The 21,799-nt window shown below is 71.9% G+C and carries 19 protein-coding genes; 16 read left to right on the top strand and 3 right to left on the bottom strand.

Going from position 1 to position 21,799, the window contains the following annotated elements:
• The first annotated feature begins 26 nt into the window (after window positions 1-26).
• The 5 genes from ACFWPS_RS01340 to ACFWPS_RS01360 all read left to right on the top strand — a co-directional run bounded on the left by ACFWPS_RS01340 (window position 27) and on the right by ACFWPS_RS01360 (window position 6,815).
• A complete protein-coding gene (locus ACFWPS_RS01340; protein ID WP_383699561.1) occupies window positions 27-1,607 on the top strand; it encodes a PucR family transcriptional regulator in 1,581 nt (526 codons plus the stop codon).
• 170 nt (window positions 1,608-1,777) lie between these two features.
• Window positions 1,778-2,620: a nitrilase-related carbon-nitrogen hydrolase gene (locus ACFWPS_RS01345; protein ID WP_383699563.1), complete on the top strand. Its 843-nt coding sequence runs from the start codon at window positions 1,778-1,780 to the stop codon at window positions 2,618-2,620.
• A 105-nt stretch (window positions 2,621-2,725) separates the two neighbouring features.
• The gene (hydA, locus tag ACFWPS_RS01350; protein ID WP_383699565.1) at window positions 2,726-4,129 is read left to right on the top strand and encodes a dihydropyrimidinase; all 1,404 of its coding nucleotides are present in this window, start codon (window positions 2,726-2,728) and stop codon (window positions 4,127-4,129) included.
• A gap of 11 nt (window positions 4,130-4,140) precedes the next feature.
• Window positions 4,141-5,163, top strand: coding sequence for a TIGR03842 family LLM class F420-dependent oxidoreductase (locus tag ACFWPS_RS01355; protein WP_383699567.1), 1,023 nt, complete (start codon window positions 4,141-4,143; stop codon window positions 5,161-5,163).
• Between the two features lie 131 nt (window positions 5,164-5,294).
• Complete coding sequence (locus tag ACFWPS_RS01360) at window positions 5,295-6,815, top strand: NCS1 family nucleobase:cation symporter-1 (protein WP_383699569.1); 1,521 nt, start codon at window positions 5,295-5,297, stop codon at window positions 6,813-6,815.
• Between the two features lie 35 nt (window positions 6,816-6,850).
• Here ACFWPS_RS01360 and ACFWPS_RS01365 read toward each other — a convergent pair whose 3' ends face one another.
• Window positions 6,851-7,534 carry a hypothetical protein gene (locus ACFWPS_RS01365; protein ID WP_383699571.1) on the bottom strand — a complete coding sequence of 228 codons (684 nt, stop codon included), beginning with the start codon at window positions 7,532-7,534 and terminating at the stop codon, window positions 6,851-6,853.
• A 261-nt stretch (window positions 7,535-7,795) separates the two neighbouring features.
• Window positions 7,796-8,065 (bottom strand): GlsB/YeaQ/YmgE family stress response membrane protein, encoded by a 270-nt coding sequence (locus tag ACFWPS_RS01370; RefSeq protein WP_383699573.1) that lies wholly within the window; start codon window positions 8,063-8,065, stop codon window positions 7,796-7,798.
• Window positions 8,066-8,323: 258 nt separating this feature from the next.
• On the opposite strand from ACFWPS_RS01370, the gene ACFWPS_RS01375 reads away from it, so the two are divergent.
• The 11 genes from ACFWPS_RS01375 (at window position 8,324) to ACFWPS_RS01425 (ending at window position 20,667) form a co-directional block, all read left to right on the top strand.
• Window positions 8,324-8,686, top strand: a complete 363-nt coding sequence (locus ACFWPS_RS01375) for an ArsR/SmtB family transcription factor (RefSeq protein ID WP_383699575.1) — start codon at window positions 8,324-8,326, stop codon at window positions 8,684-8,686.
• A gap of 227 nt (window positions 8,687-8,913) precedes the next feature.
• Window positions 8,914-10,617 (top strand): LCP family protein, encoded by a 1,704-nt coding sequence (locus ACFWPS_RS01380; protein ID WP_383699577.1) that lies wholly within the window; start codon window positions 8,914-8,916, stop codon window positions 10,615-10,617.
• A gap of 107 nt (window positions 10,618-10,724) precedes the next feature.
• Window positions 10,725-12,521, top strand: a complete 1,797-nt coding sequence (locus ACFWPS_RS01385; RefSeq protein WP_383699579.1) for a gamma-glutamyltransferase family protein — start codon at window positions 10,725-10,727, stop codon at window positions 12,519-12,521.
• Window positions 12,522-12,676: 155 nt separating this feature from the next.
• Complete coding sequence (locus ACFWPS_RS01390; RefSeq protein ID WP_383699581.1) at window positions 12,677-13,525, top strand: inositol monophosphatase family protein; 849 nt, start codon at window positions 12,677-12,679, stop codon at window positions 13,523-13,525.
• An 84-nt stretch (window positions 13,526-13,609) separates the two neighbouring features.
• Window positions 13,610-15,019: a phytoene desaturase family protein gene (locus ACFWPS_RS01395; RefSeq protein ID WP_383699583.1), complete on the top strand. Its 1,410-nt coding sequence runs from the start codon at window positions 13,610-13,612 to the stop codon at window positions 15,017-15,019.
• Entirely contained in the window at window positions 15,016-15,525 is a 510-nt protein-coding gene (locus tag ACFWPS_RS01400) for an O-acetyl-ADP-ribose deacetylase (RefSeq protein WP_383699585.1), read from the top strand. The genes ACFWPS_RS01395 and ACFWPS_RS01400 overlap by 4 nt, the downstream gene beginning before the upstream one ends.
• 67 nt (window positions 15,526-15,592) lie before the next feature.
• Window positions 15,593-16,519: a YhjD/YihY/BrkB family envelope integrity protein gene (locus ACFWPS_RS01405; protein ID WP_383699587.1), complete on the top strand. Its 927-nt coding sequence runs from the start codon at window positions 15,593-15,595 to the stop codon at window positions 16,517-16,519.
• 95 nt (window positions 16,520-16,614) lie between these two features.
• Window positions 16,615-19,281, top strand: a complete 2,667-nt coding sequence (locus tag ACFWPS_RS01410; protein ID WP_383699589.1) for a LuxR C-terminal-related transcriptional regulator — start codon at window positions 16,615-16,617, stop codon at window positions 19,279-19,281.
• A gap of 111 nt (window positions 19,282-19,392) precedes the next feature.
• Window positions 19,393-19,590 (top strand): hypothetical protein, encoded by a 198-nt coding sequence (locus ACFWPS_RS01415; protein ID WP_089107713.1) that lies wholly within the window; start codon window positions 19,393-19,395, stop codon window positions 19,588-19,590.
• A 126-nt stretch (window positions 19,591-19,716) separates the two neighbouring features.
• A complete protein-coding gene (locus tag ACFWPS_RS01420; RefSeq protein WP_383699591.1) occupies window positions 19,717-20,187 on the top strand; it encodes an SHOCT domain-containing protein in 471 nt (156 codons plus the stop codon).
• A gap of 33 nt (window positions 20,188-20,220) precedes the next feature.
• Window positions 20,221-20,667 carry a hypothetical protein gene (locus ACFWPS_RS01425; RefSeq protein ID WP_383699593.1) on the top strand — a complete coding sequence of 149 codons (447 nt, stop codon included), beginning with the start codon at window positions 20,221-20,223 and terminating at the stop codon, window positions 20,665-20,667.
• 59 nt (window positions 20,668-20,726) lie between these two features.
• Here the strand turns inward: ACFWPS_RS01425 and ACFWPS_RS01430 are convergent, their stop codons facing one another.
• Window positions 20,727-21,671, bottom strand: coding sequence for a LysR family transcriptional regulator (locus tag ACFWPS_RS01430; RefSeq protein ID WP_383699595.1), 945 nt, complete (start codon window positions 21,669-21,671; stop codon window positions 20,727-20,729).
• Window positions 21,672-21,799: the final 128 nt, after the last annotated feature.

The raw sequence follows: 21,799 nt of genomic DNA on the forward strand, positions 1-21,799 counted from the left end.
CGCACCCGACCAAGGGACCACGCAAGATGACCGCCACCTGGGATCCCCCGAACACCACAGACCCCATACTGTCGGTCCGCCAGATCCTCGCCCTGGAACGGGTCCTGGCCGGCGACCCCGAGGTGGTCGCCGGCTCCGGTCACCTCGACCGCCCGGTCCGCTGGGTGCACGTCGCCGAGGCCCCCGACGTCGGCGTCATGCTCTCCGGCGGAGAGATGGTCCTCACCACCGGCGTCCTGCTCGCCGGCGACGAACACAAACAGGCCGAGTACATCCAGTCCCTGCACCGCTCCGAGGCCGCGGCCGTGGTCCTCGGCCTCGGCCGCGCCTTCCCCTCCCCACCCGACGCCATGCGCCGTGCAGCGGACCGCTGCGGCCTCCCCCTGGTGGTCCTGCACCGCCCCTTCCCCTTCGCCGAGCTGACCGAGGAGGTCCAGTCCCGCCTGGTCCGGCGGAAGTTCGCCGCCGTCAGCCTCTCCGAGTCGGTCCGCACCGCCCTCACCGGCCTCATCACGGCCGGCGCCCCCCTCCAGCGGCTTCTCGACGAAGTCGCCGTGCACAGCGCCTGCCCGGTCGTCGTCACCAACCTCGCACACCGGGTCCTCGCCACCGCGGGGGAGCGCTCGGCTGTGGACGACGTGCTGCGCGACTGGGAGCGCATCGCGCGCCAGGCCGGTGGCGGCACCGGCGACGGCTGGATCCGCGCCGAACTGGGCGGCCGCGGCGAGCGCTGGGGCCAGATCATGCTCTGCGGCTACCGCGGCGACACCGCCACCGGCCGGCTGCTCGCCGACCGCGCAGCAGAGGCCCTCGTCCTGCACCGCATGCTCGGCGGCGGCTCCGCCCACACCTGGGAGGAGCAGTCCGCGCAGAGCCTGCTGACCGACCTGGTCTCCGGGGTCGTACCGGCACGCCAACTGCTGCCCAGGGCCCGGGCTGCCGGTCTCCCGGTCAACCGGCGGACCTTCGTCCCGCTCGTCGTACGGGACGCCGAACCGGCTCAACTGGAGCGGATCCTGCGCCTGCTGGGCCTGCCCGGACTCGTCGCCGAACTCACCGAGCGCACCACCGCCGTGCTCCTCAGCCTCGCCCGCGACCAGGACGCCGACGCCCTCGCCGCGCACTTCGCCGCCCGGCTGCACGACGAGTCGGCGGGGCCCCGGGCAGTGGTCGCCGCCGCGGGCGCCCGCACCGTCTGGGACGACGTGCCCGTCGGCCTGCGCGAGGCCCAGCACGTCGCCGACGCGGTGGCCGACACCACCGCCGCCCTCGACCTCCCGGCCGTCGTACGCCTCAAGGACGTCCATCTGCGCGGCCTGATCCGGCTGCTGCGGGACGACCCGCACGTCCAGTCCTTCGCCGAGCGCGAGCTGGACGGACTGCTGTGCGGGAACGGCACCGACCAGGACCTGCTCGGCGTCCTGCGGACCTATCTCGCCACCGGCCGCAACAAGTCCCGCACCGCCCAGCTCCACCACGTCTCCCGGCCCGCGCTGTACCGCCGGCTGGAGGCGATACAGACCCGGCTCGGCGTCGACCTCGACGACTTCGAGCAGGCGGCCTCCGTGCACATCGCACTTCTCGCGCATGACGCGCAACAGCAGTGAAACCTGTGACGACCTGGGAAAACGGCGGTGAAACATGGGCCAACGGCAGCGTGACACGGTGGCACGCCGGACGCCCGCAGACGTGACACGATGGCACTCAAAGCCCGCTTTCGGACTTTCTAGGCTCCTCCCACATCGAGCGACACACGCCCGAGCGACCGGAGGTCCCGATGAGCCGAGTGATTCGTGCCGCCCTCTTCCAGACCGCCTGGACCGGCGACAAGGAATCGATGATCCAGGTCCACGAGCAGGCGGCCCGCGACGCGGCCGCGCAGGGCGCCCAGGTCCTGTGCTTCCAGGAGCTGTTCTACGGACCCTACTTCTGCCAGGTCCAGGACAAGGCCTTCTACGAGTACGCCGAGCAGGTGCCGGACGGTCCGATCGTCCAGCGCTTCCAGGCCCTCGCCCGCGAACTGGGCCTGGTCATGATCCTGCCGGTGTACGAGGAGGAGCAGCCCGGCGTCCTCTACAACACCGCTGCCGTGATCGACGCCGACGGCTCGTACCTCGGCAAGTACCGCAAGCACCACATCCCCCAGGTCCCGGGATTCTGGGAGAAGTTCTACTTCCGCCCGGGGAACGTAGGCTGGCCGATCTTCGAGACGGCCGTCGGGAAGATCGGCGTCTACATCTGCTACGACCGGCACTTCCCCGAGGGCTGGCGGGCGTTGGGCCTCGCAGGTGCCGAGATCGTCTTCAACCCGTCGGCCACCTCGCGCGGACTCTCCCGCTACCTCTGGCAGTTGGAGCAGCCGGCGGCGGCCGTCGCCAACGAGTACTTCGTCGGCGCGATCAACCGGGTCGGCGTGGAGGACCTGGGCGACAACGACTTCTACGGGACCTCCTACTTCGTGGACCCGGAGGGCCAGTTCGTCGGCGAGGTGGCCTCCGACAAGGAGACCGAACTGGTCGTCCGCGACCTGGACCTGGCCAAGCTCCGCGAGGTCCGCGACCGCTGGCAGTTCTTCCGGGACCGCCGCCCGGACGCGTACGGCCCGCTTACGGCGCCGTAGAACGCGCCCCAAAGGGGCGCGGGGCTGTGCTGAATATGCGGCTGCCGCCGCGTGGGCGCGACCAGCCACGTCGGACCCGCACGTGACCACGAAGGAGAGGACCCCATGACCGGCCGGACAGTAATCCGTGGCGGACTCGTCATCACCGCGTCCGACGAGATCCACGCCGACGTCCTGATCGAGGACGGCCGCATCGCCGCCCTCGCGGCGACCGGCACCCCCGCCGCCGAGGCCTTCACCGCCGAGCAGACCATCGACGCCACCGGCAAGTACGTCATCCCGGGCGGCGTCGACGCCCACACCCACATGGAGCTGCCGTTCGGCGGCACCTTCGCCTCCGACACCTTCGAGACCGGCACCCGGGCCGCCGCCTGGGGCGGTACCACCACCATCGTCGACTTCGCCGTGCAGAGCGTCGGGCACAGCCTGCGCGAGGGACTCGACGCCTGGCACGCCAAGGCCGAGGGCAACTGCGCCATCGACTACGGCTTCCACATGATCGTCTCCGACGTGAACCAGGAGACGCTCAAGGAGATGGACCTGCTGGTCGAGGAGGGAGTGACCTCCTTCAAGCAGTTCATGGCCTACCCCGGCGTCTTCTACTCCGACGACGGCCAGATCCTGCGCGCCATGCAGCGCTCCGCCGAGAACGGCGGCCTGATCATGATGCACGCCGAGAACGGCATCGCCATCGACGTGCTCGTGGAACAGGCGCTGGCACGCGGGGAGACCGACCCCCGGTACCACGGGGAGGTCCGCAAGGCGCTGCTCGAAGCCGAGGCCACCCACCGCGCCATCAAGCTCGCCCAGGTCGCCGGCGCCCCGCTCTACGTCGTACATGTCTCGGCGATGGAGGCGGTCGCCGAACTCGCGCGCGCCCGCGACGAGGGGCTCCCCGTCTTCGGCGAGACCTGCCCCCAGTACCTCTTCCTCTCCACCGACAACCTCGCCGAGCCCGACTTCGAGGGCTCGAAGTACGTGTGCAGCACGCCCCTGCGTCCCAAGGAGCACCAGGCCAAGCTCTGGCAGGGCCTTCGGACCAACGACCTCCAGGTCGTCTCCACCGACCACTGCCCCTTCTGCTTCGTGGGCCAGAAGGAGCTGGGCCGCGGCGACTTCTCGAAGATCCCCAACGGCCTGCCCGGCGTCGAGAACCGGATGGACCTGCTTCACCAGGCCGTGGTCGACGGGCACATCTCGCGCCGCCGCTGGATCGAGATCGCCTGCGCCACCCCGGCCCGGATGTTCGGCATGTATCCGAAGAAGGGCACCATCACCCCGGGCGCCGACGCGGACGTCGTCATCTACGACCCCCATGCAGAGCAGGTCGTCTCCGCCGAGACCCACCACATGAACGTCGACTACTCGGCGTACGAGGGCAAGCGCCTGACCGGCCGGGTCGAGACGGTCCTCTCGCGCGGCGAACCCGTCATCACCGAGCGGGAGTACACCGGACACGCCGGGCACGGCGTCTACACCCCGCGCTCCACCTGTCAGTACCTCAACTAGGAGACGCGCCCATGGACTTCGGACTCGTCCTGCAGACCGACCCGCCGGCCTCCCGGGTCATCAGCCTGATGAAACGGGCCGAACGCAACGGCTTCCGCTACGGCTGGACCTTCGACTCCGCCGTGCTCTGGCAGGAACCGTTCGTGATCTACAGTCAGATCCTCGCGAACACCAGCAAGTTGACGGTCGGACCGATGGTCACCAACCCGGGCACCCGCACCTGGGAGGTCACCGCCTCCACCTTCGCCACCCTCAACGACATGTTCGGCAACCGCACGGTCTGCGGCATCGGCCGCGGCGACTCCGCGATGCGGGTGGCCGGCCGCAAGCCCAACACCCTCGCCCGGATCAGCGAGGCCATGAAGGTGATCCGCGCCCTCGGCAGCGGCGGCGAGGCCGACCTCGGCGACGGCACGGTGATCAGGTTCCCGTGGATCAAGCCGGGCGCCGAACTCCCCGTCTGGATGGCCGCGTACGGCCCGAAGGCCCTGAAGATGACCGGTGAGGAGGCCGACGGCTTCATCCTCCAGCTCTCCGACCTCTACCTCACCGAGTACATGGTCAAGGCGGTGAAGGACGCGGCCGTGGCCGCCGGACGCGACCCGTCCGAGGTGACCATCTGCGTCGCCGCCCCGGCCTATGTCACCGAGGACGACTCGCCCGAGGCCCTCGCCCACGCCCGCGACCAGTGCCGCTGGTTCGGCGGCATGGTCGGCAACCACGTCGCCGACCTGGTCGCCAAGTACGGCGAGCACTCCGCCGCCGTACCCGACGAACTCACCGACTACATCAAGGCCCGCCAGGGGTACGACTATTCGCATCACGGTCGCGCGGACAACCCCGACACCGAGTTCGTACCCGACGAGATCGTCGACCGCTTCTGCGTCATCGGCTCGGCGGACAAGCACATCGAGAAGCTGAACGCCCTGCGTGAGCTGGGCGTCGACCAGTTCGCCGTCTACGACATGCACGACGCCCAGGAGGCCACCATCGACGCGTACGGGACGAAGGTCATCCCGGCCGTCAACGGCTAGCCCGCTCCTGGCAGTTGGTCTCCCCCTTCCCGCCGTCCCGGGAAGGGGGTCAGGGCGCCGCCCCACCCGCGTACCCCCCCGCCCCGCCCGCACGGCCTTTCCCGTCCCACCTCACCACGATTGGCCTGCCCATGACCGACACCGCTCCCTCGGCCATACCCTTGTCCGGTCAAGTCTCCCTCCCCGACGGGCGCGTCGAGCTCACCCCGGGCTCCCCGCCGCCGAGCGGTCCGTACGCCAACGAGGACCTGCTGCCGGTCCCCGTCGAAAAGCGCACCTGGACCACCTACAACTTCACCGCGCTCTGGGTCGGCATGGCCCACAACACGGCGTCCTGGACCCTGGCCTCCGGGCTCATCGCGGTCGGCATGGACTGGAAACAGGCCGTGTTCACCATCGCCCTCGCCAACCTGATCGTCCTCGTCCCGATGCTGCTCACCGGGCACGCCGGACCGAAGTACGGCATCCCCTTCCCGGTCTTCGCCCGCGCCTCCTTCGGCGTGCGCGGCGCCAACCTCCCGGCCGTCGTGAGGGCGTTGGTGGCCTGCGGCTGGTTCGGCATCCAGACCTGGATCGGCGGCGAGGCCATCTACTTCCTCGCCGGCAAGCTGATCGGCGACAGCTGGGCCAACGCCTCGCACATCGGCGGCTACGCCTGGACCATGTGGCTGTCGTTCCTGCTCTTCTGGGTGCTCCAGGTCGCGATCATCTACCGGGGCATGGACACCATCCGCCGCTTCGAGAACTGGGCCGCGCCCTTCGTGATCGTCGGCGCCGTGGTGATGCTGATCTGGATGAGCAACAAGGCCGGCGGCCTCGGCCCGCTCTTCGACCAGCCCTCCAAGCTCGGCTGGGGCGGCGGCTTCTGGAAGATCTTCTGGCCGTCCCTGATGGGCATGATCGGCTTCTGGTCGACGCTGTCGCTGAACATCCCCGACTTCACCCGGTACGGGAAGAGCCAGAAGGCACAGACCTGGGGCCAGGCCCTCGGCCTGCCCACCACCATGACGCTCTTCGCCTTCCTCTCCGTCCTGGTGACCTCCGGCTCGCAGGCCGTGTACGGGCAGCCGATCTGGGACCCGGTACAGCTGGCCGCGAAGACGGACAACGTGGTCGGCCTGCTCTACGCCCTGGTCACCGTCCTCGTCGCGACGCTCTCCGTGAACATCGCGGCCAACCTGGTCTCGCCCGCCTTCGACTTCTCCAACATCGCGCCCCGGAAGATCAGTTTCCGCACCGGCGCCCTGGCCACCTGTGTCCTCGGCGTGCTGATCTTCCCGTGGAAGCTGTACTCCGACCCGCAGGGATACATCTTCACCTGGCTCGGCCTGGTCGGCGGTCTGCTCGGCACGGTCGCCGGCATCCTCATCGCCGACTACTGGATCCTGCGCCGCACCCGCCTCGACCTCACCGACCTGTACCGCACGGGCGGCCGTTACTGGTACGACGGCGGCTGGAACTGGCGGGCGGTCGTCGCCTTCCTGTCCGGCGGCATCCTCGCGGTCGGCGGCGCCAGCTTCAAACCGCTGATCGACGGCCGTCCCATTCCGGCCCTGTCCTCGCTCGCCGACTACGGCTGGGCGGTGGGCCTCGGTACGTCCCTGGTGCTGTACCTGGGGCTGACCCTGCTGGTGCGGCCCAAGGAGGCGTGAGCAGGAAGCGTGCGCACGAAGGGCGGCCGGTCCGGCTACTGGCTGCCCTTCAGCGCGGTCACCGCGCTCTTCGCCGCCTGGATGGCACCCTTGTTGATCACGTCGGTGCTGGGCGCCTTCTTGGACTCGAAGTCGCTGCCGTTGTAGGTGACGACCACCAGCGCGTTGGAGACCTGGGCCATCACCACGCCCTCGCGGGTCTGCTGCTTGTCCTCGGTGGTGAGGTTCACGACCGAGTAGCCGCTGTCGCCGAGCCCCGGCACCGCCCCGCCGCCGCTCTTCTCGGCGACCCGGTCCTTGTACTCCTTCGCGGCCGCCGCGTTCGTGTCCATGATCTCGAAGGAGACGTCGAGCCAGCGGTAGTCGTACCCCTTGAGCGCGTTCCAGGAGCAGGTGCGGCGCAGCTTGGTGTCGGTGGAGGGGATCTCCTTGCCGGCCGTCTTGGCGCCGGGCACCAGCGACTTGATGGTGGCCACGGGGATGCTCCCGCAGGGGGCGGGGGCGGCGGAGTACGTCTTGGTGGCCGCCGTCGACGCCGAGGACGTCGACGGGGCGTCGCTCCCCGACTGGCCGGCCGACTGCTGGGCCGAGGTGTCACCGGAGGCACTGGTGGACGTCGTCGTGTCCGGGCCCGACGCCATCACCCAGCCCGCACAGGCGAGCACGGCGACCGGCGTCAGGCGCGCGGTGAGGGCGAGCGGCAGTGGAAGAGAACGCAAGTCGCACTTCTCGCTGGGGGACGGTGTGCGGAGGGGTCCGCACTGCGGACGGGACGCCAGTTTCACACGAGTCCCTGTGGGGCGGAAGTGGAATCCGTGCCTTGCCTGTGGGCCGGGCGCGGCGCCCTGTTGACGGGCGGCCGCGGGCCGTCCCCCTACATCCGGAATGTCGCGCGTCCACGGTCCCTGTACATCCGGAATGTCGTGACTGCGGCCGGCCTCCGAGGGTGACCGGAGTCACCGTCATGCCGGTCCGGTGTCTCAGGCACGCCGCGAGTTGCCGAACAGGATCCGGTAGCCGATCAGCAGGACCAGGGAGCCGGCGATCGCCGCGCCCCAGGTGTAGAGGTCGAAGAAGTGGTTCTCGACCGGGCGGTCGAGGAAGCGTGCGGAGAGCCAGCCGCCCACGAAGGCGCCCGCGACACCGATGAGGGTGGTGCCGATCAGGCCGCCCGGGTCGCGGCCGGGCAGCAGGACCTTGGCGATGGCTCCGGCGAGGAGACCCAGGACGATCCAGCCGATGATGCCCACGTTCGTTGTCCTCCAGTACGAATGCCGCGTCTGCCGCGTTACGGGTGCTGCTCCGCTGAGTTGCGTTGTTGCGCAAGCTTATGAACGGCGGTGGCCGCCGGCCATGCCTGACGTCGAGCCGTCGATGATCTGTCACCCGCTCATGACAATGCGGGGAACACGTGGCGGACATTGCGGGGAGGCCGTGTCGGGAGCGGTGACCGCACGCCTACACTGAGTGGGCGTCTGTGCGGAGGCTGTGATGGGAGGGAGCGGGCTGTGGGGGAGGACATCGGGGGCTTCACGGATCCCTCCGACGGGGTGCTGACGGAGGCGGCCGCGGTGTTCGGGCTGCTCGCCTCACCGGCCCGGCTGCACATCATGTGGGCGCTGTCCCAGGGCGAGAGCGACGTGACACGCCTCGCCGACCGGGTCGGCGGCGCCCTGCCGGCGGTCAGCCAGCACCTGGCCAAGCTCAAGCTGGCCGGTCTGGTGCGGTCCCGGCGGGAGGGGCGGCGGCAGGTCTACTACGTGGACGATCCGGACATCGTGACCGTGGTGCGGGTGACCGTCGGACAGCTGACCGCCCGCTCCCGCCAGGCCCCGGCGCCGGTGCGGCGGTTGTACGAGGCCGGCGTCTGACCTCGCGGACACGGAGCGGTGGGCGAGGGCCGACGGTCCGTGTGTCCCGGAGGTTTCATGAGATCCCTCACCTGTGAATTCGGGTGGGGTCTGTGCTGTCGGGGCTGTGGGTTTGTTAGATTGCGCAATCACGCAACCCAAGTGGGCCCACCCCGCGGCGGCCCGTAACCCGCCGCGTACGCCCGACCGTACCCGCAGACGGACCCGACCGTTCATGGGAGTGGAAGATGACCGACCCGTGGGACGGCCCGGGAGGCCAGGCCACACGCAACCGCACCGACCGGGTGCCCGGACAGCGTGGGTCCCTGCCCGACGGGACGCGGCCGACCGGCGGCCGGGCCGCTGCCCGGCAGGCGGCCAAGACCCGCGGTAGCAGGGGCTCCCGGCGGGCCAGACCGGCGGGCCGCGGCAAGCGGGTCCTGAAGATCCTCGGCCTGGTCACGGCCGTCCTGGTCCTGGTCACGGCCGGCGCCGGCTGGTGGTTCTACCAGCACCTCAACGGCAACATCAACAGCGTCTCCCTCGACGGCAAGGGCGGTACCGAGAAGGCCGACGCCTTCGGCCGGACCCCGATCAACATCCTGGTGATCGGCTCGGACGCCCGTACCAGCACGACCGACTGCAAGCTCGGCGGCGGTTGCAAGGAGACCGGCGTACAGAGCGGCAACGGCAACGCGGACGTGGAGATGGTCGTCCACATATCCGCCGACCGTTCCAACGCCACGGTCATGAGCATCCCGCGTGACACCATGGTCGACGTCCCGGCCTGCAAGGACACCGAGAACAACACCTCCACGCCGGGCTACTACGGCCAGGTCAACAGCGCCCTCCAGTACGGCCCGGCCTGCCAGGTCGACACCATCCACCAGCTCACCGGCATCACCATCGACCACTTCGTCAAGCTGGACTTCTCCGGCGTGGTCAAGATGTCCGACGCGGTCGGCGGTGTCTCCGTGTGCGTCAACTCCAACGTGTACGACACCTACTCGCACCTGAAGCTGTCCAAGGGCACCCACACCCTCAAGGGCGAGGCCGCGCTGGAGTTCGTCCGCTCCCGGCACGGCTTCGGCGACGGCAGCGACCTAGGCCGTACCGTCTCCCAGCACATCTTCCTCAGCGCGATGATCCGCAAGTTCAAGAGCGCGGGCACCCTCACCGACCCCACCGCCGTATACAGCCTCGCGGACGCGGCAACCAAGGCGCTCACCGTGGACGACGGCCTCGGCAGCGTCAAGAAGCTGATCTCGCTCGCGGCCGACGTGAACAAGGTCCCCACCAAGCGGATGACGTTCACCACCATGCAGACGGCGCCCGACCCGAACAACAGCAACCGCGTGGTGGTCGGCGAGGGTGCCAAGGACCTGTTCGCCACCATGGCCAACGACCAGTCGCTGACCACCAGTTCGGGCAAGAAGTCGTCGGCGGCCTCGGCGACCGCGAGCGCGAAGCCGACGGCCACCGCGACCGTCCCCGCGTCCCAGATCGCCGTGACGGTCGAGAACGGCACCGACATCACGGGCCGCGCCTCCGCCATCGCCAACTCCCTGATCTCGCAGGGCTTCAGCACCGGCACGAGCACGGCCAACGCCCCGAACTCCGCGACCACCACCACCCTGACCTACGGCAGCGGCGACAAGGCCGAGGCGCAGACCGTCGCCAAGGCCCTCGACCTGCCCAGCTCGCACCTCAAGTCGGGCAGCGGCACCGGCGTCACCCTGGTGATCGGCAGCGACTGGTCGACCGGCACCTCCTACCCGGCGAGCGCCGGCGACACCAAGGCGGCCGTCGCCAACGCCAACGCCTCGACCGCCAGCGACTCCAAGACCTGCGCCAAGGTCAGCCAGTACAAGACGGTCAGCCTCAACGGGGTCGCGATGACACCGGCCCAGGCGTACGCGGCGGCGACCAACAAGCCCGACTCGGACAAGTAGGGACGAGGGAGAGGCGAGCCCCCAGGAGGGGGGTTCGCCTCTCCACGGCCGTGAAAGCATGTAACCGCCAGACACCTGGCCCGGCCGTGCGCACAGCGAGGTGACAGATGCAGTTCACCACCCGTCCCACCCTCCAGGGCACCTTCGGCATGGTGTCGTCCACGCACTGGCTGGCCTCCCAGTCGGCGATGGCCGTCCTGGAGGACGGCGGTAACGCGTACGACGCGGCGGTCGCCGGCGCCTTCGTCCTGCACGTGGTCGAGCCGCACCTCAACGGGCCGGCCGGCGAGGTGCCGATCCTGCTCGCCCCGGCCGGCGGCGAGGTGCGGGTGCTGTGCGGACAGGGCGTGGCCCTGGCCGGCGCCACCGTCGCCCACTACCGCGGACTCGGCCTGGACCTCGTCCCCGGCACCGGCCCGCTGGCCGCGGCCGTCCCCGGCGCCTTCGACGCCTGGCTGCTCCTGCTGCGCGACCACGGCAGCAAGCCGCTGGACGAGGTCCTGCGGTACGCCATCGGATACGCCGAGCACGGGCACCCGCCCGTGGAGAACATGGGCGCGACGGTGGAGAGCGTCCGCAAGCTGTTCGAGACCGAGTGGACGTCCTCGGCCGAGCTCTACCTGCCCGGCGGCCGGGCGCCCCGCACCGGCGAGCTCTTCCGCAACCCCGCCCTCGCCGCCACCTGGCAACGGCTGCTCGCCGAGACCGCGGGTGCCGGGGACCGGGAGTCCCGCATCGACGCGGCCCGCGAGGTGTGGCGCACCGGCTTCGTCGCCGAGGCGCTGGTACGGCAGGCCGCCCGCCCCACCATGGACACCAGCGGCGCACGGCACACCGGCACCCTCACCGCGGCCGACCTGGCCGGCTGGTCCGCGAGCTACGAGAGCCCGGTGTCGTACGACTGGAACGGCTGGACCGTGTGCAAGGCGGGCCCCTGGAGCCAGGGCCCGGCCCTTCTCCAGCAGCTCGCCCTGCTGCCGCCCGAACTGCCCGCCTACGGGTCGGCCGACTACGTCCACCTCCTGGTCGAGGGCTGCAAGCTCGCCATGGCCGACCGCGAGGCCTGGTACGGGGACGCGGCCGAGGTGCCGCTGCCCGAGCTGCTCTCCGACGCGTACAACGCCGGGCGGCGGGACCTGATCGGCGCCAAGGCCTCCGACGAACTGCGGCCGGGCAGCCCCGGCGGGCGCCTGCCCCGGCTGCCCGGGTACGCGCGTGTGGAGGCCGGGAGGAGCAGCGCCTTCGACCCGCTGGGCGCCCGTGAGCCGACCGTCGCACAGGTCGCCGCCGACGGCACCACCCGGGGCGACACCTGCCACCTGGACGTCGTCGACCGCTGGGGCAACATGGTCGCGGCCACACCGAGCGGCGGCTGGCTCCAGTCCAACCCCGTCGTCCCCGAGCTGGGCTTCCCGCTGGGCACCCGGCTCCAGATGGCCTGGCTGGAGGAGGGCCTGCCCAACTCCCTCACGCCCGGGCGGCGCCCCCGCACCACCCTCACCCCGTCGATCGCCCTGCGCGACGGCGTCCCGGTGCTGGCCTTCGGCACGCCCGGCGGCGACCAGCAGGACCAGTGGCAGCTGCACTTCTTCCTCGCCGTCGCGCTGCGCGGCGAGGTCCGCGGCGGCCTCGACCTCCAGGGCGCGATCGACGCCCCGAACTGGCACAACGACAGCTTCCCCAGCTCCTTCTTCCCGCGCGGCCGCCGCCCCGGCAGCCTGACCGTCGAGTCGCGCACGGACCCGGAGACCGTGGCGGAGCTGCGCCGGCGCGGCCACGACGTGACGGTCGGGCCGGGCTGGTCGGAGGGGCGGCTGTGCGCGGTGGCGCGGGACCCGGGGACAGGGGTGCTGTCGGCGGCGGCCAACCCGCGCGGGATGCAGGGCTACGCGGTGGGACGCTGACGCCGCAGCGCCGGCCCGCATCTCCGGGTCGGGGTGCACCGCCTCGTTCGTCCGTCGACGGCCCGCTGATCGCCGGCACCGGCTGTTCGTCCGCATTCCATGTTCCGTGCACCCAACCGGCGGGGATTGTCAGTGCCGCGTGCTCTCATGGAGGCATGATCGAAGCAACGGAGACCATCGACGAGTTTCTCCTCCAGCACGCCGGTGACGTCGAGGACGCCATCCGCAAGGCCGCCCGGACCGAGATCCTGCCCCGCTGGCGCCGGCTCGCCGACCACGAGGTCGACCAGAAGAGCGGCCCGCACGACCTGGTGACGGACGCCGACCGGCTCGCCGAGCGGTATCTCACCGCGGCGCTCGGCGCCCTGCTGCCCGGCTCCGTCGTGGTCGGCGAGGAGGCCGTGCACGCCGACCCGGAGACGTACGACGCGCTCCAGGGCGACGCGCCGGTGTGGATCGTCGACCCGGTCGACGGCACCCGCCAGTTCGTGCGCGGCGAGGACGGCTTCTGCACCCTGGTGGCGCTCGCCCACCGGGGCGTCCTGCTCGCCTCCTGGACCTTCGCCCCGGCCCGTGAGCAACTCGCCACCGCGGTACGGGGGAAGGGTGCCTTCCTCGACGGCGAGCGGCTGCTCGCCGGTGCGCCCGAGGCGGGCCGTGACCTCCGCATAGCCACCTCCCACCCGGACTACACGACCGACGCGCAGAAGCGCGCGCTGCACGCCCTGTGGACCGACGGCGTCGCCCCGCGTGTCTGCGGTTCGGCGGGCCTGGAGTATCTCGCCGTCGCCCGGGGCGAGTTGGACGCCACCGCGTTCTCCTGGGAGGCGGCCTGGGACCACGCGGCCGGGCTGCTGCTGGTCGAGGAGGCGGGCGGCGCCCACCTCACACTGGCCGGCGAGCCGTTCCGGATCACGGGCGACAACGCCCTGCCGTTCACCGCGGCCCGCGACGCCGCCACCGCCCACCGGATCGTGGACCTGCTGCTGAACCCGCGCTGGTAACCCGAGCGAGGGGAGTGTCAGTCCCCCGGCATATCCTGAAGCCGAGTGGCCATCGGCTGACGAAGGGGTCCGACTGTGCCGTCGATGCTCGATGCGGTCGTGGTGGGGGCGGGGCCGAACGGCCTGACGGCCGCCGTGGAGCTGGCCCGGCGCGGTTTCTCCGTGGCGCTCTTCGAGGCGAAGGACACCGTGGGCGGCGGCGCCCGCACCGAGGAGCTCACGCTCCCCGGCTTCCGGCACGACCCGTGCTCCGCGGCCCACCCGCTGGGCATCAACTCGCCGGCGTTCCGTGCCCTGCCCCTGGAGCGGTACGGCCTGCAGTGGCTGCACGCGGACCTGCCGATGGCGCACCCGTTCCCCGACGGCAGCGCCGCGGTGCTGGCCCGCTCCGTCGCCGAGACCGCGGCCTCCTTCGGACCGCGTGACGCGGGCACCTACCGCAGACTGGTGGAGCCGTTCCTGCCCAAGTGGGACACCCTGGCCCGGGACTTCATGTCGCTGCCGCTGACCGCGCTGCCGCGCGACCCGGTCACCCTCGCCCGGTTCGGCCTGGCCGGACTGCCGCCCGCCACCCTGCTGCTGCGCCGCTTCCGCGACGAGCGGGCCCGAACCCTCTTCGCCGGACTCGTCGCCCACGTCATGGCCCCGCTCAGCGGCTTCGCCACCGGTGCCGTCGGCCTGGTCTTCGCGCTCGCCGCGCACGCCCGCGGCTGGCCGGTGGCCCGGGGCGGCTCCCAGGCCATCTCCGACGCCCTCGCCGGGTATCTCACGGACCTCGGCGGTGCGATCCACACCGACTACGAGGTCAAGCGCCTCGACGACCTGCCGCCCGCGCGGTCGTACATCTTCGACACCTCGCCCACCGCCCTGGCCCGCATCGCCGGCTTCGGCACCTACTACCAGGGCTACCACTACGGCCCGGGCGTCTTCAAGATCGACTACGCGTTGGACGGACCGGTCCCCTGGACGGCGCCGGAGGCCCGCCGCGCCGGGACCGTGCAGATCGGCGCGGACAGCGCGGAGATCGGCACCGCCCTGCGCGCCGCCTCCCGCGAGGGCCGCGCCCCCGACCGGCCGTTCATGATCACCGTGCAGCCGAGTGTCGTGGACCCGGGCCGCGCCCCCGAGGGCAAGCAGGTGTTCTGGGCGTACGCCCATGTGCCGAGCGGCTGGACCGGCGACCTCACCGAGGTGATGGAGCGTCAACTGGAGCGCTTCGCCCCGGGGTTCCGCGACCGCGTGCTGGCCCGCGCCACCGCGGGACCCGCCGAACTCGCCGCCCGGAACGCCAACTACGTCGGCGGCGACATCGGCACCGGCGCGGTCTCCGGCCTGCAGATCATGCTGCGCCCCAAGCTGTCCCTGTTCCCGTACTGCACCCCGCACCCGGCCGTCTTCATCTGCTCGTCCGCCACCCCGCCGGGACCGGGCGTGCACGGCATGTCGGGGCACAACGCGGCGAAGGCCGTGTGGAGGAGGTTGCGACAGTCATGACCCGTATCACCCTCGTCCAGGGCGACATCACCCGGCAGAGCGTCGACGCCATCGTCAACGCGGCCAACTCCTCCCTGCTCGGCGGCGGAGGCGTCGACGGCGCCATCCACCGCCGCGGCGGCCCCGCCATCCTCGCGGACTGCCGCAAGCTGCGCGCCTCCCACTACGGCAAGGGCCTGCCCACCGGACAGGCCGTCGCCACCACGGCCGGCGACCTCGACGCCCGGTGGGTCATCCACACCGTCGGCCCCGTCCACTCCCAGAGCCTGGACCGCTCCGAGCTGCTGGCCTCCTGCTACCGCGAGTCCCTCAAGCGCGCCGACGAACTCGGCGCCCGCACGGTCGCGTTCCCCGCCATCTCCACCGGCATCTACGGCTGGCCGATGGACGACGGCGCCCGGATCGCGGTCGAGACCGTCCGGGACGCGGACACGGCCGTCGAGGAGGTGCGGTTCGTGCTCTTCGACGAGCGGGCCTACGAGGCGTTCGCCCGGCAGTTGCCCTGACGCCACGGCACGGGGTGCCGTCGCACCGCCCGCCCCGCACCCTGGACGGCAGGGAGAGGAGCAGGCCATGCCGACCAGCGGGCGAGTGCGGCACAGCGGGTCCCGGTCCGTCGTGTCCCGGTGGCGCGAGCGGACCGCTCGGCTCGTCGCCGCCGCGAAGGCCGTACACCGACGGGCGGAGACCCGCTTCCCGGTCGTCACGCACCTCGCCGACCGCATGGTGTCCGTGAACATCTTCGACACCGCCACCCGCCTGGCCGCCCAGTGCTTCCTGACCGCCGTTCCGCTGCTCTTCGTCTTCGCCGCCTACGCCCCACCGGTCGTCCGCGACCAGCTGCTCCGCTCCATGCGCTCGGTCTTCGGACTGTCGGGCCCGATCGACACCGGGATCCAGCAGCTGATGCAGCCGCCGAACGAGAGCCTGCGGCAGACCACCGGCGTGGTCGGCGGACTCATGGTGCTGATCTCGGCCACCGCCGTCAGCCGGGCCGTGCAACGGCTGTGCAAACGCGCCTGGGAGATCCCCCGCGGCGGCACCGGGATCGCCCCCTGGCGCTGGGTGGCCTGGCTCGCCCTGTGGATCGGTGCCCTGCTCGTACAGGGCACCCTGCACAACGGCCTCGGCCTGGGCTTCTGGCTGGGCATCCCGGTCACCCTCCTCTGCCAGACCGGCCTGTGGTGGTGGACGCAGCACCTGCTCCTCGGCGGCCGGATCAGCTGGCGGCCCTTGCTGCCCGGCGCCCTGATCACGGCGGCCGCCCTCACGGCCCTGACCGCGACCGCCCAGCTGTACCTGCCGCGGACGCTCGACCGCACGGTGGCCGAGTACGGCCCCGTGGGCTCGGTGTTCGTGCTCCTGTCCTGGCTGATCGTGATCTGCCTGACTGCCACCGTCAGCATCAGCACCGGAGCGGTCCTCGCCCAGGAGCCGTTCCTCGCCACCCGACTCGGCAGCCCGCCGCCCCGCCGGGACCCGGAGGCGCAGCTGCCCTGAAGCCGGGCCACCGGCCCCGTGCGCCCTGCGCGGCGGCGCCGACACTGGGATCCTGACCGTGTGGAGTGCCGACCACGGCCGACCGGACCCGGGAGGTGATCTCTGTGGCCGCGAGGGACGACAGCACACGGGGACCGGCCGTCGGGTACGCCGATCCACTGGGGGAGCCGTTTCTGCGCACCCGGTTCGCCGTGCCGGCCAGACCCGCCACCTTCGTCCGCAGACCCAGGCTGACCGCACACCTCGACCAGGCCCTCGACACCCCGTTGACCATGGTCAACGGCGCCGCCGGAGCCGGTAAGACCCTCCTCGTCGCCGACTGGGCGGCCGGGCTCGGCCAACCGGTCGCCTGGCTCACCAACGAGGCGGGCGACCAGGGACCCGGCATGTTCTGGGCCCATGTGCTGCACGCCCTGCACACCGCCGGAACACCGCTGCCCGCCGGGATCGGCGGCTCTCCCGGCGGCGTCCGCATGGTGGACCACAGGCTGCTGGCCCGCCTCGCCGACGAGCTGAACGGACGCGACCGGCCCGCGATCCTCGTCCTCGACGAGTTCGACCGGCTGGCCGCCCCGGAGACGGCCGAGCAGCTGGAGTTCGTCCTCCACCACGCCGGACGGGGACTGCGGCTGATCCTCGTCACCCGCACCGAACCCCTGCTGCCCCTGCACCGCTACCGGGCCGCGGCGGCCATGACCGAGATCAGGAACGACGAGCTGGCCTTCACCCCCGAGGAGGCGGCCGACCTGCTGGCCCGGCACGGCCTGCGGCTGCCCGCCGACGCCGCCCGCGCCCTGGTGGAGCGCACCCGCGGCTGGGCGGCCGGGCTGCGTCTGAGCGCCCTGGCCGCCCAGCAGAGCACGGATCCGGAGACCTACCTGAAGGAGTTCGAGGCCGGCCACAGCACCATCGCCGACTTCCTCCTCGCCGAGGTGGTCGGACGGCAGCCGTCCCCGACGCGGGACCTGCTGCTGCGCGTCAGCGTCCTGGACCGGTTCGGCCCCGAGCTGGCGGAGGCGCTGACCGGCCGCAAGGACGCCGGGCCGCTGCTGGCCGGGCTGTGCAGGCAGAACGCCTTCGTCGAGGACCTCGGACACTCCTGGTACCGGCTGCATCCGCTGTTCGGGGAGATCCTGCGGGTCCATCTCCGGGCGCGCTTCCCGGGCCTTGAACCCGAACTGCACCGCCGCGCCGCCTGGTGGCTGCGGGCCCACGGCGTCGTGCCCGAGGCACTGGCCCACGGCGCGGCGGCGGCCGACTGGGAGTGCACCGCAGGCGCCCTCGTCGACGACCTGGCGATCGGCCGGCTCCTCACCGGCCTGCGCGCCGACGACCTCACCGAGCTGTTCTCCGGGATGGGCCCGGAGGCCGCCGGAGCGGCCGTGGACCTGGTGCGTGCGGCCCGCGAGCTGTCCGAGCACGATCTCGACCACGGCCTGGCCCACCTCGGCCGCGCCGAGGAGAGCCTGACCCCCGGGGCGACCAGCGCCGCCGTCGGCCGGCTGAGCTGCGTGCTCCTGGAATCCCTGGCGGCCAGGCTGACCGGTTCCCCGGACCGCGCCGAGCAGGCGATGTCCGAGGCCGCGCGCCTGCGCCGCGAGGTGCCGCCCCACCTCCTCGCCAAGCACCCCGAGCTCACCGCCCTGCTCCTCACCCATCTGGGCTCGACCCGGGTGTGGGCCGGGCACTTCGACGAGGCACGCGCCGCCCTGACCGAGGTGGCCGACCTTCCCGGTGACGCCCTGACCGAGCTGTCCCGGGAGGACTGTCTCGGGCACCTGGCACTGATCGACTACCTCGACGGCTGGCCCGACCGCGCGGAGAGCCGGGCCCTGGCCGCGACGGACGTGACACGGCACTGCGGCGGACGCCCGTTCCCCGGCGCCGGGCTCGGACAGCTGGTGCTGGCCGCCGTGGCCGTGGACCGGGACGAGCTGGGGCGGGCCCGGGCCCTGCTGGCCGAGGCCGCCGAGTACGGCCCCGGCCCCGGCGTGCCCGACCCGGTGACCGAGGCGTGCCGCGCCCTGGCGACGGGCCGGCTTCACCTTGCCCTTGGCGACCCGGACGCCGCCGCGCACGCCGCCGACCCGGCCGTACGGACCCAGGTGGCCTCGCCCTGGGCCGAGACCGGCGCGGCCCTGACCACCGCGGCCGTCCTGCTCGCCGGGGGCCGGACCGGCCGGGCCGCCGAGGTGCTGGACGGGATCGAGCGCCTCGGCGGACCCGTGTGCGCTGCGGAAGTCGCGTGGGCACGGCTGGCCGCCGGCCACCGCGAGGAAGCCGTCGAGACGGCCGCCCGGCTGTGCGCGGAAGGCCGGACCGGCCCCGGGGTCACGGTCCGGGCCACCCTGGTGCTGGCCTGCGCGGCGGCCGACGCCGGGGACACCGGCACCGCCCGAAAGCTGCTGGCCAGGGCCCTCCTGGAGGCACGCCGGGACCGGCTGCGGCGCCCGTTCCTGGACGCCGGGCCGGGGATCCGCCGCCTCCTGGACACCCCGCCGCTGCACGGGCTGGCCGTGGGCTGGCTCTACGGCGACGGCCCCGGCGCCGACTCCCCGCCGCTGCTCGTCGAGGAGCTGAGCGGCCGGGAGCGCGAGGTGCTCGGCCGGCTGGCGCAGATGATGTCCACGCAGGAGATCGCCGCCGATCTGTACGTCTCCGTGAACACGGTGAAGACGCACCTCAAGAGCATCTACCGGAAACTCGGCGTGGGCCGGCGCGGTGACGCGGTGCGCCGGGCCCGCGAGCGCGGACTGCTGTGACCGCCGCCCGCGTCAGCCCCCGGTTCACCTGCGCCGGGTGAGGCCGGCGGACGGCCGCGAGAGGCAGGATCACTGGACAGACCGCAGCAGACCCGCGGCGGGAGACGGCTCATGCGCTACGAGATCCGCGTCGAAGGGACCATGTCGGAGACGCTGACCCGGGCCTTCCCGGAGATGGAACACGTGACGATGTCCGGCGAGACGGTCCTGTTCGGCCCCGTGGTCGACGAAGCGCATCTGTACGGCCTGCTGAACCGCTGTCTGTCGCTGGGGCTGCGGGTCGTGGAGATGCGGCGCCTGCCGGAGTGACAGGGGTGCAGCCGGAGGAGCGGCGCACGATCACCCGCACCGGGTGAGGAACCCCGGCGCTCACCGTGCGCACGCTGGGACCGCAGGGCGCGGCCGACCGGCCGGCGCCGTGGACGGAGGACGTACATGAGCGCGCAGACCTACCTCGCATACGACTATCCGCTGCTGAGCGCCTTCTGGACGATGCTGTGGCTCTTCCTGTGGATCATGTGGCTGGTCCTGCTGTTCCGGGTCATCGTGGACATCTTCCGCGACGACTCGATGGGCGGCTGGGCCAAGGCCGGCTGGCTGGCCCTCTGCATCGTGGTCCCCTTCCTGGGAGTCCTCGTCTATGTGATCGCCCGCGGCAAGGGCATGGGGCAGCGGGAGATCACCCAGGCCCGCGACCAGCAGAAGGCGTTCGAGTCGTACATCCGGCAGACCGCGCAGGGCGGCCCCGGGCAGAGCAGCAGCGTCGACGAACTGGCCAAGCTCTCCGAGATGAAGTCCCGCGGTGACATCTCGGACGAGGAGTTCCGCAAGGCCAAGGCACTGGTCCTGAGCGACTACCCGCCGGCCGAGCGCTCCGGCTCGGTGCCCACCGCCCACGGGCGCTGAGCACCCCTTCCGAGAACGAATCGAGGCAGCCGTATGACCGCCACACATCCCGCGCACCACCCGCACCAGCACACCGCCAAGATGGCGTGGGCCGGAGGACTGACCGCCTTCGCCGGCGTCATGCTCCTGATCACCGGACTGCTCGCCGTGTTCCGGGGCATCATGGCGATCGCCCAGGACGACGTCTTCGTCACGACCCCCAACTACGTGTTCAAGTTCGACCTCACCAGCTGGGGCTGGATCCACCTGGTCCTGGGCGTGATCGCCGTGGTCGTCGGCATCGGCCTCTTCCAGCCGGCCGCGTGGGCACGCGGCGCCGGTGTGGCCATCGCCGCGCTGGTGATCATCGCCAACTTCCTGTCCCTGCCCTACTACCCGGTCTGGTCCGTCGTGATGATCGCGCTGTCCGGATTCATCATCTGGGCGCTGTGCGTGGCGCGTGGCGACGACTCGGCGGAAACGGGCACGGACCTGGGCTGACAGCGCGGCCCGTGCCGCCTCCCGCGTGCGGGACTCCGCTCACACCGGGTCCCGCACGTTCAGCGTGACTCTCCCGGATCCGCTCGTCGGCCTGCCCCGGTCCTCGTGCCCGGTCGCGGAGTGCGGGCAGCGCCGTCGGGCACCAGATGAGCCTCGGCCGCGCGGCGGAACGCCGTGCCCAGCGGGTGGAGGTCGCCCGCGCGTGCGGCCAGCACCACCTGGACGGGGTCGGCGTCCTCGACCGGGACGAGGGTGATGTCCGGCCGCACGTTGCCGCGGAACCCGGCCGGTGCCAGGGACACCACCTCACCGCTCGCGACCAGCTCCAGCTTGTCCTCCAGCGTCTCCACCACGGGGCCCAGGTTGGTGTGGCCGGGGGGATTCGCCCCGATCCGGTCGGCGCCGGTGAAGCGGGGGAGCGGCTCGTCGGCGAAGTCGGCGAGGGTGACCGACTCCTTGCCGGCCAGCCGGTGGCCGAGCGGTACCAGGAGGACGCGCGGCTCGTCGTAGAGGACCGTTATGTCCAGGTCGTCGGCGGAGAACAGGAACCGGGTCACCACCACGTCGACCCGGTGGTCCAGCAGCGCGTCCCGCGGTTCGTTCCAGTCCACGTGCAGGGTGCGGACGTCGGCCGCCGGGTGGCGGTGGCGCAGCTCGCGCACGGCCGGGGTGACGATCATGTTGGTGGTGTAGCCGACGGTGAACGTGCCCTGCGCGGCCGCCGAGCGCGTACTCGCGGCGGCCCGGCCCGCCGTCCGCAGCAGCTCCCTGGCCTGCGGAAGGAAGACCGTCCCGGCCTCGGTGAGCCGGGTCCCGCGCGGCGTACGGTCGAGCAGCCGGGCGCCCAGCTGGTGCTCCAGACGCCGGATCTGACGGCTCAGCGACGGCTGGGCGAGATGCAGTGCGTCGGCCGCGCGGCCGAAGTGCAGCTCCTCGGCGACCACGGTGAAGTAGCGCACCAGGCGCAGCTCCAGGTCCACCGGCGGTACGAGGGAATCGGGCACCCGTCGACTCTACTCCCACCGCCTGAGCTGCGGTCATGACCGGACGGGCATCACCGGGTGCGGAACAGGTCTTGGACCCGGGGTCCGGGCCGGGCGCACGCTGGAGTCATCCCAGCACATTCACTCTC

The organism is Streptomyces sp. NPDC058457 (assembly GCF_042720695.1).
GTDB lineage: Bacteria > Actinomycetota > Actinomycetes > Streptomycetales > Streptomycetaceae > Streptomyces.

Coding starts and splice junctions, on each gene's coding strand:
- ACFWPS_RS01425 (WP_383699593.1), top strand. CDS start 20,221: ATGACCGCCACACATCCCGCGCACCACCCGCACCAGCACACCGCCAAG.
- ACFWPS_RS01345 (WP_383699563.1), top strand. CDS start 1,778: ATGAGCCGAGTGATTCGTGCCGCCCTCTTCCAGACCGCCTGGACCGGC.
- ACFWPS_RS01380 (WP_383699577.1), top strand. CDS start 8,914: ATGACCGACCCGTGGGACGGCCCGGGAGGCCAGGCCACACGCAACCGC.
- hydA (WP_383699565.1), top strand. CDS start 2,726: ATGACCGGCCGGACAGTAATCCGTGGCGGACTCGTCATCACCGCGTCC.
- ACFWPS_RS01355 (WP_383699567.1), top strand. CDS start 4,141: ATGGACTTCGGACTCGTCCTGCAGACCGACCCGCCGGCCTCCCGGGTC.
- ACFWPS_RS01385 (WP_383699579.1), top strand. CDS start 10,725: ATGCAGTTCACCACCCGTCCCACCCTCCAGGGCACCTTCGGCATGGTG.
- ACFWPS_RS01390 (WP_383699581.1), top strand. CDS start 12,677: ATGATCGAAGCAACGGAGACCATCGACGAGTTTCTCCTCCAGCACGCC.
- ACFWPS_RS01400 (WP_383699585.1), top strand. CDS start 15,016: ATGACCCGTATCACCCTCGTCCAGGGCGACATCACCCGGCAGAGCGTC.
- ACFWPS_RS01340 (WP_383699561.1), top strand. CDS start 27: ATGACCGCCACCTGGGATCCCCCGAACACCACAGACCCCATACTGTCG.
- ACFWPS_RS01395 (WP_383699583.1), top strand. CDS start 13,610: ATGCTCGATGCGGTCGTGGTGGGGGCGGGGCCGAACGGCCTGACGGCC.
- ACFWPS_RS01420 (WP_383699591.1), top strand. CDS start 19,717: ATGAGCGCGCAGACCTACCTCGCATACGACTATCCGCTGCTGAGCGCC.
- ACFWPS_RS01415 (WP_089107713.1), top strand. CDS start 19,393: ATGCGCTACGAGATCCGCGTCGAAGGGACCATGTCGGAGACGCTGACC.
- ACFWPS_RS01405 (WP_383699587.1), top strand. CDS start 15,593: ATGCCGACCAGCGGGCGAGTGCGGCACAGCGGGTCCCGGTCCGTCGTG.
- ACFWPS_RS01360 (WP_383699569.1), top strand. CDS start 5,295: ATGACCGACACCGCTCCCTCGGCCATACCCTTGTCCGGTCAAGTCTCC.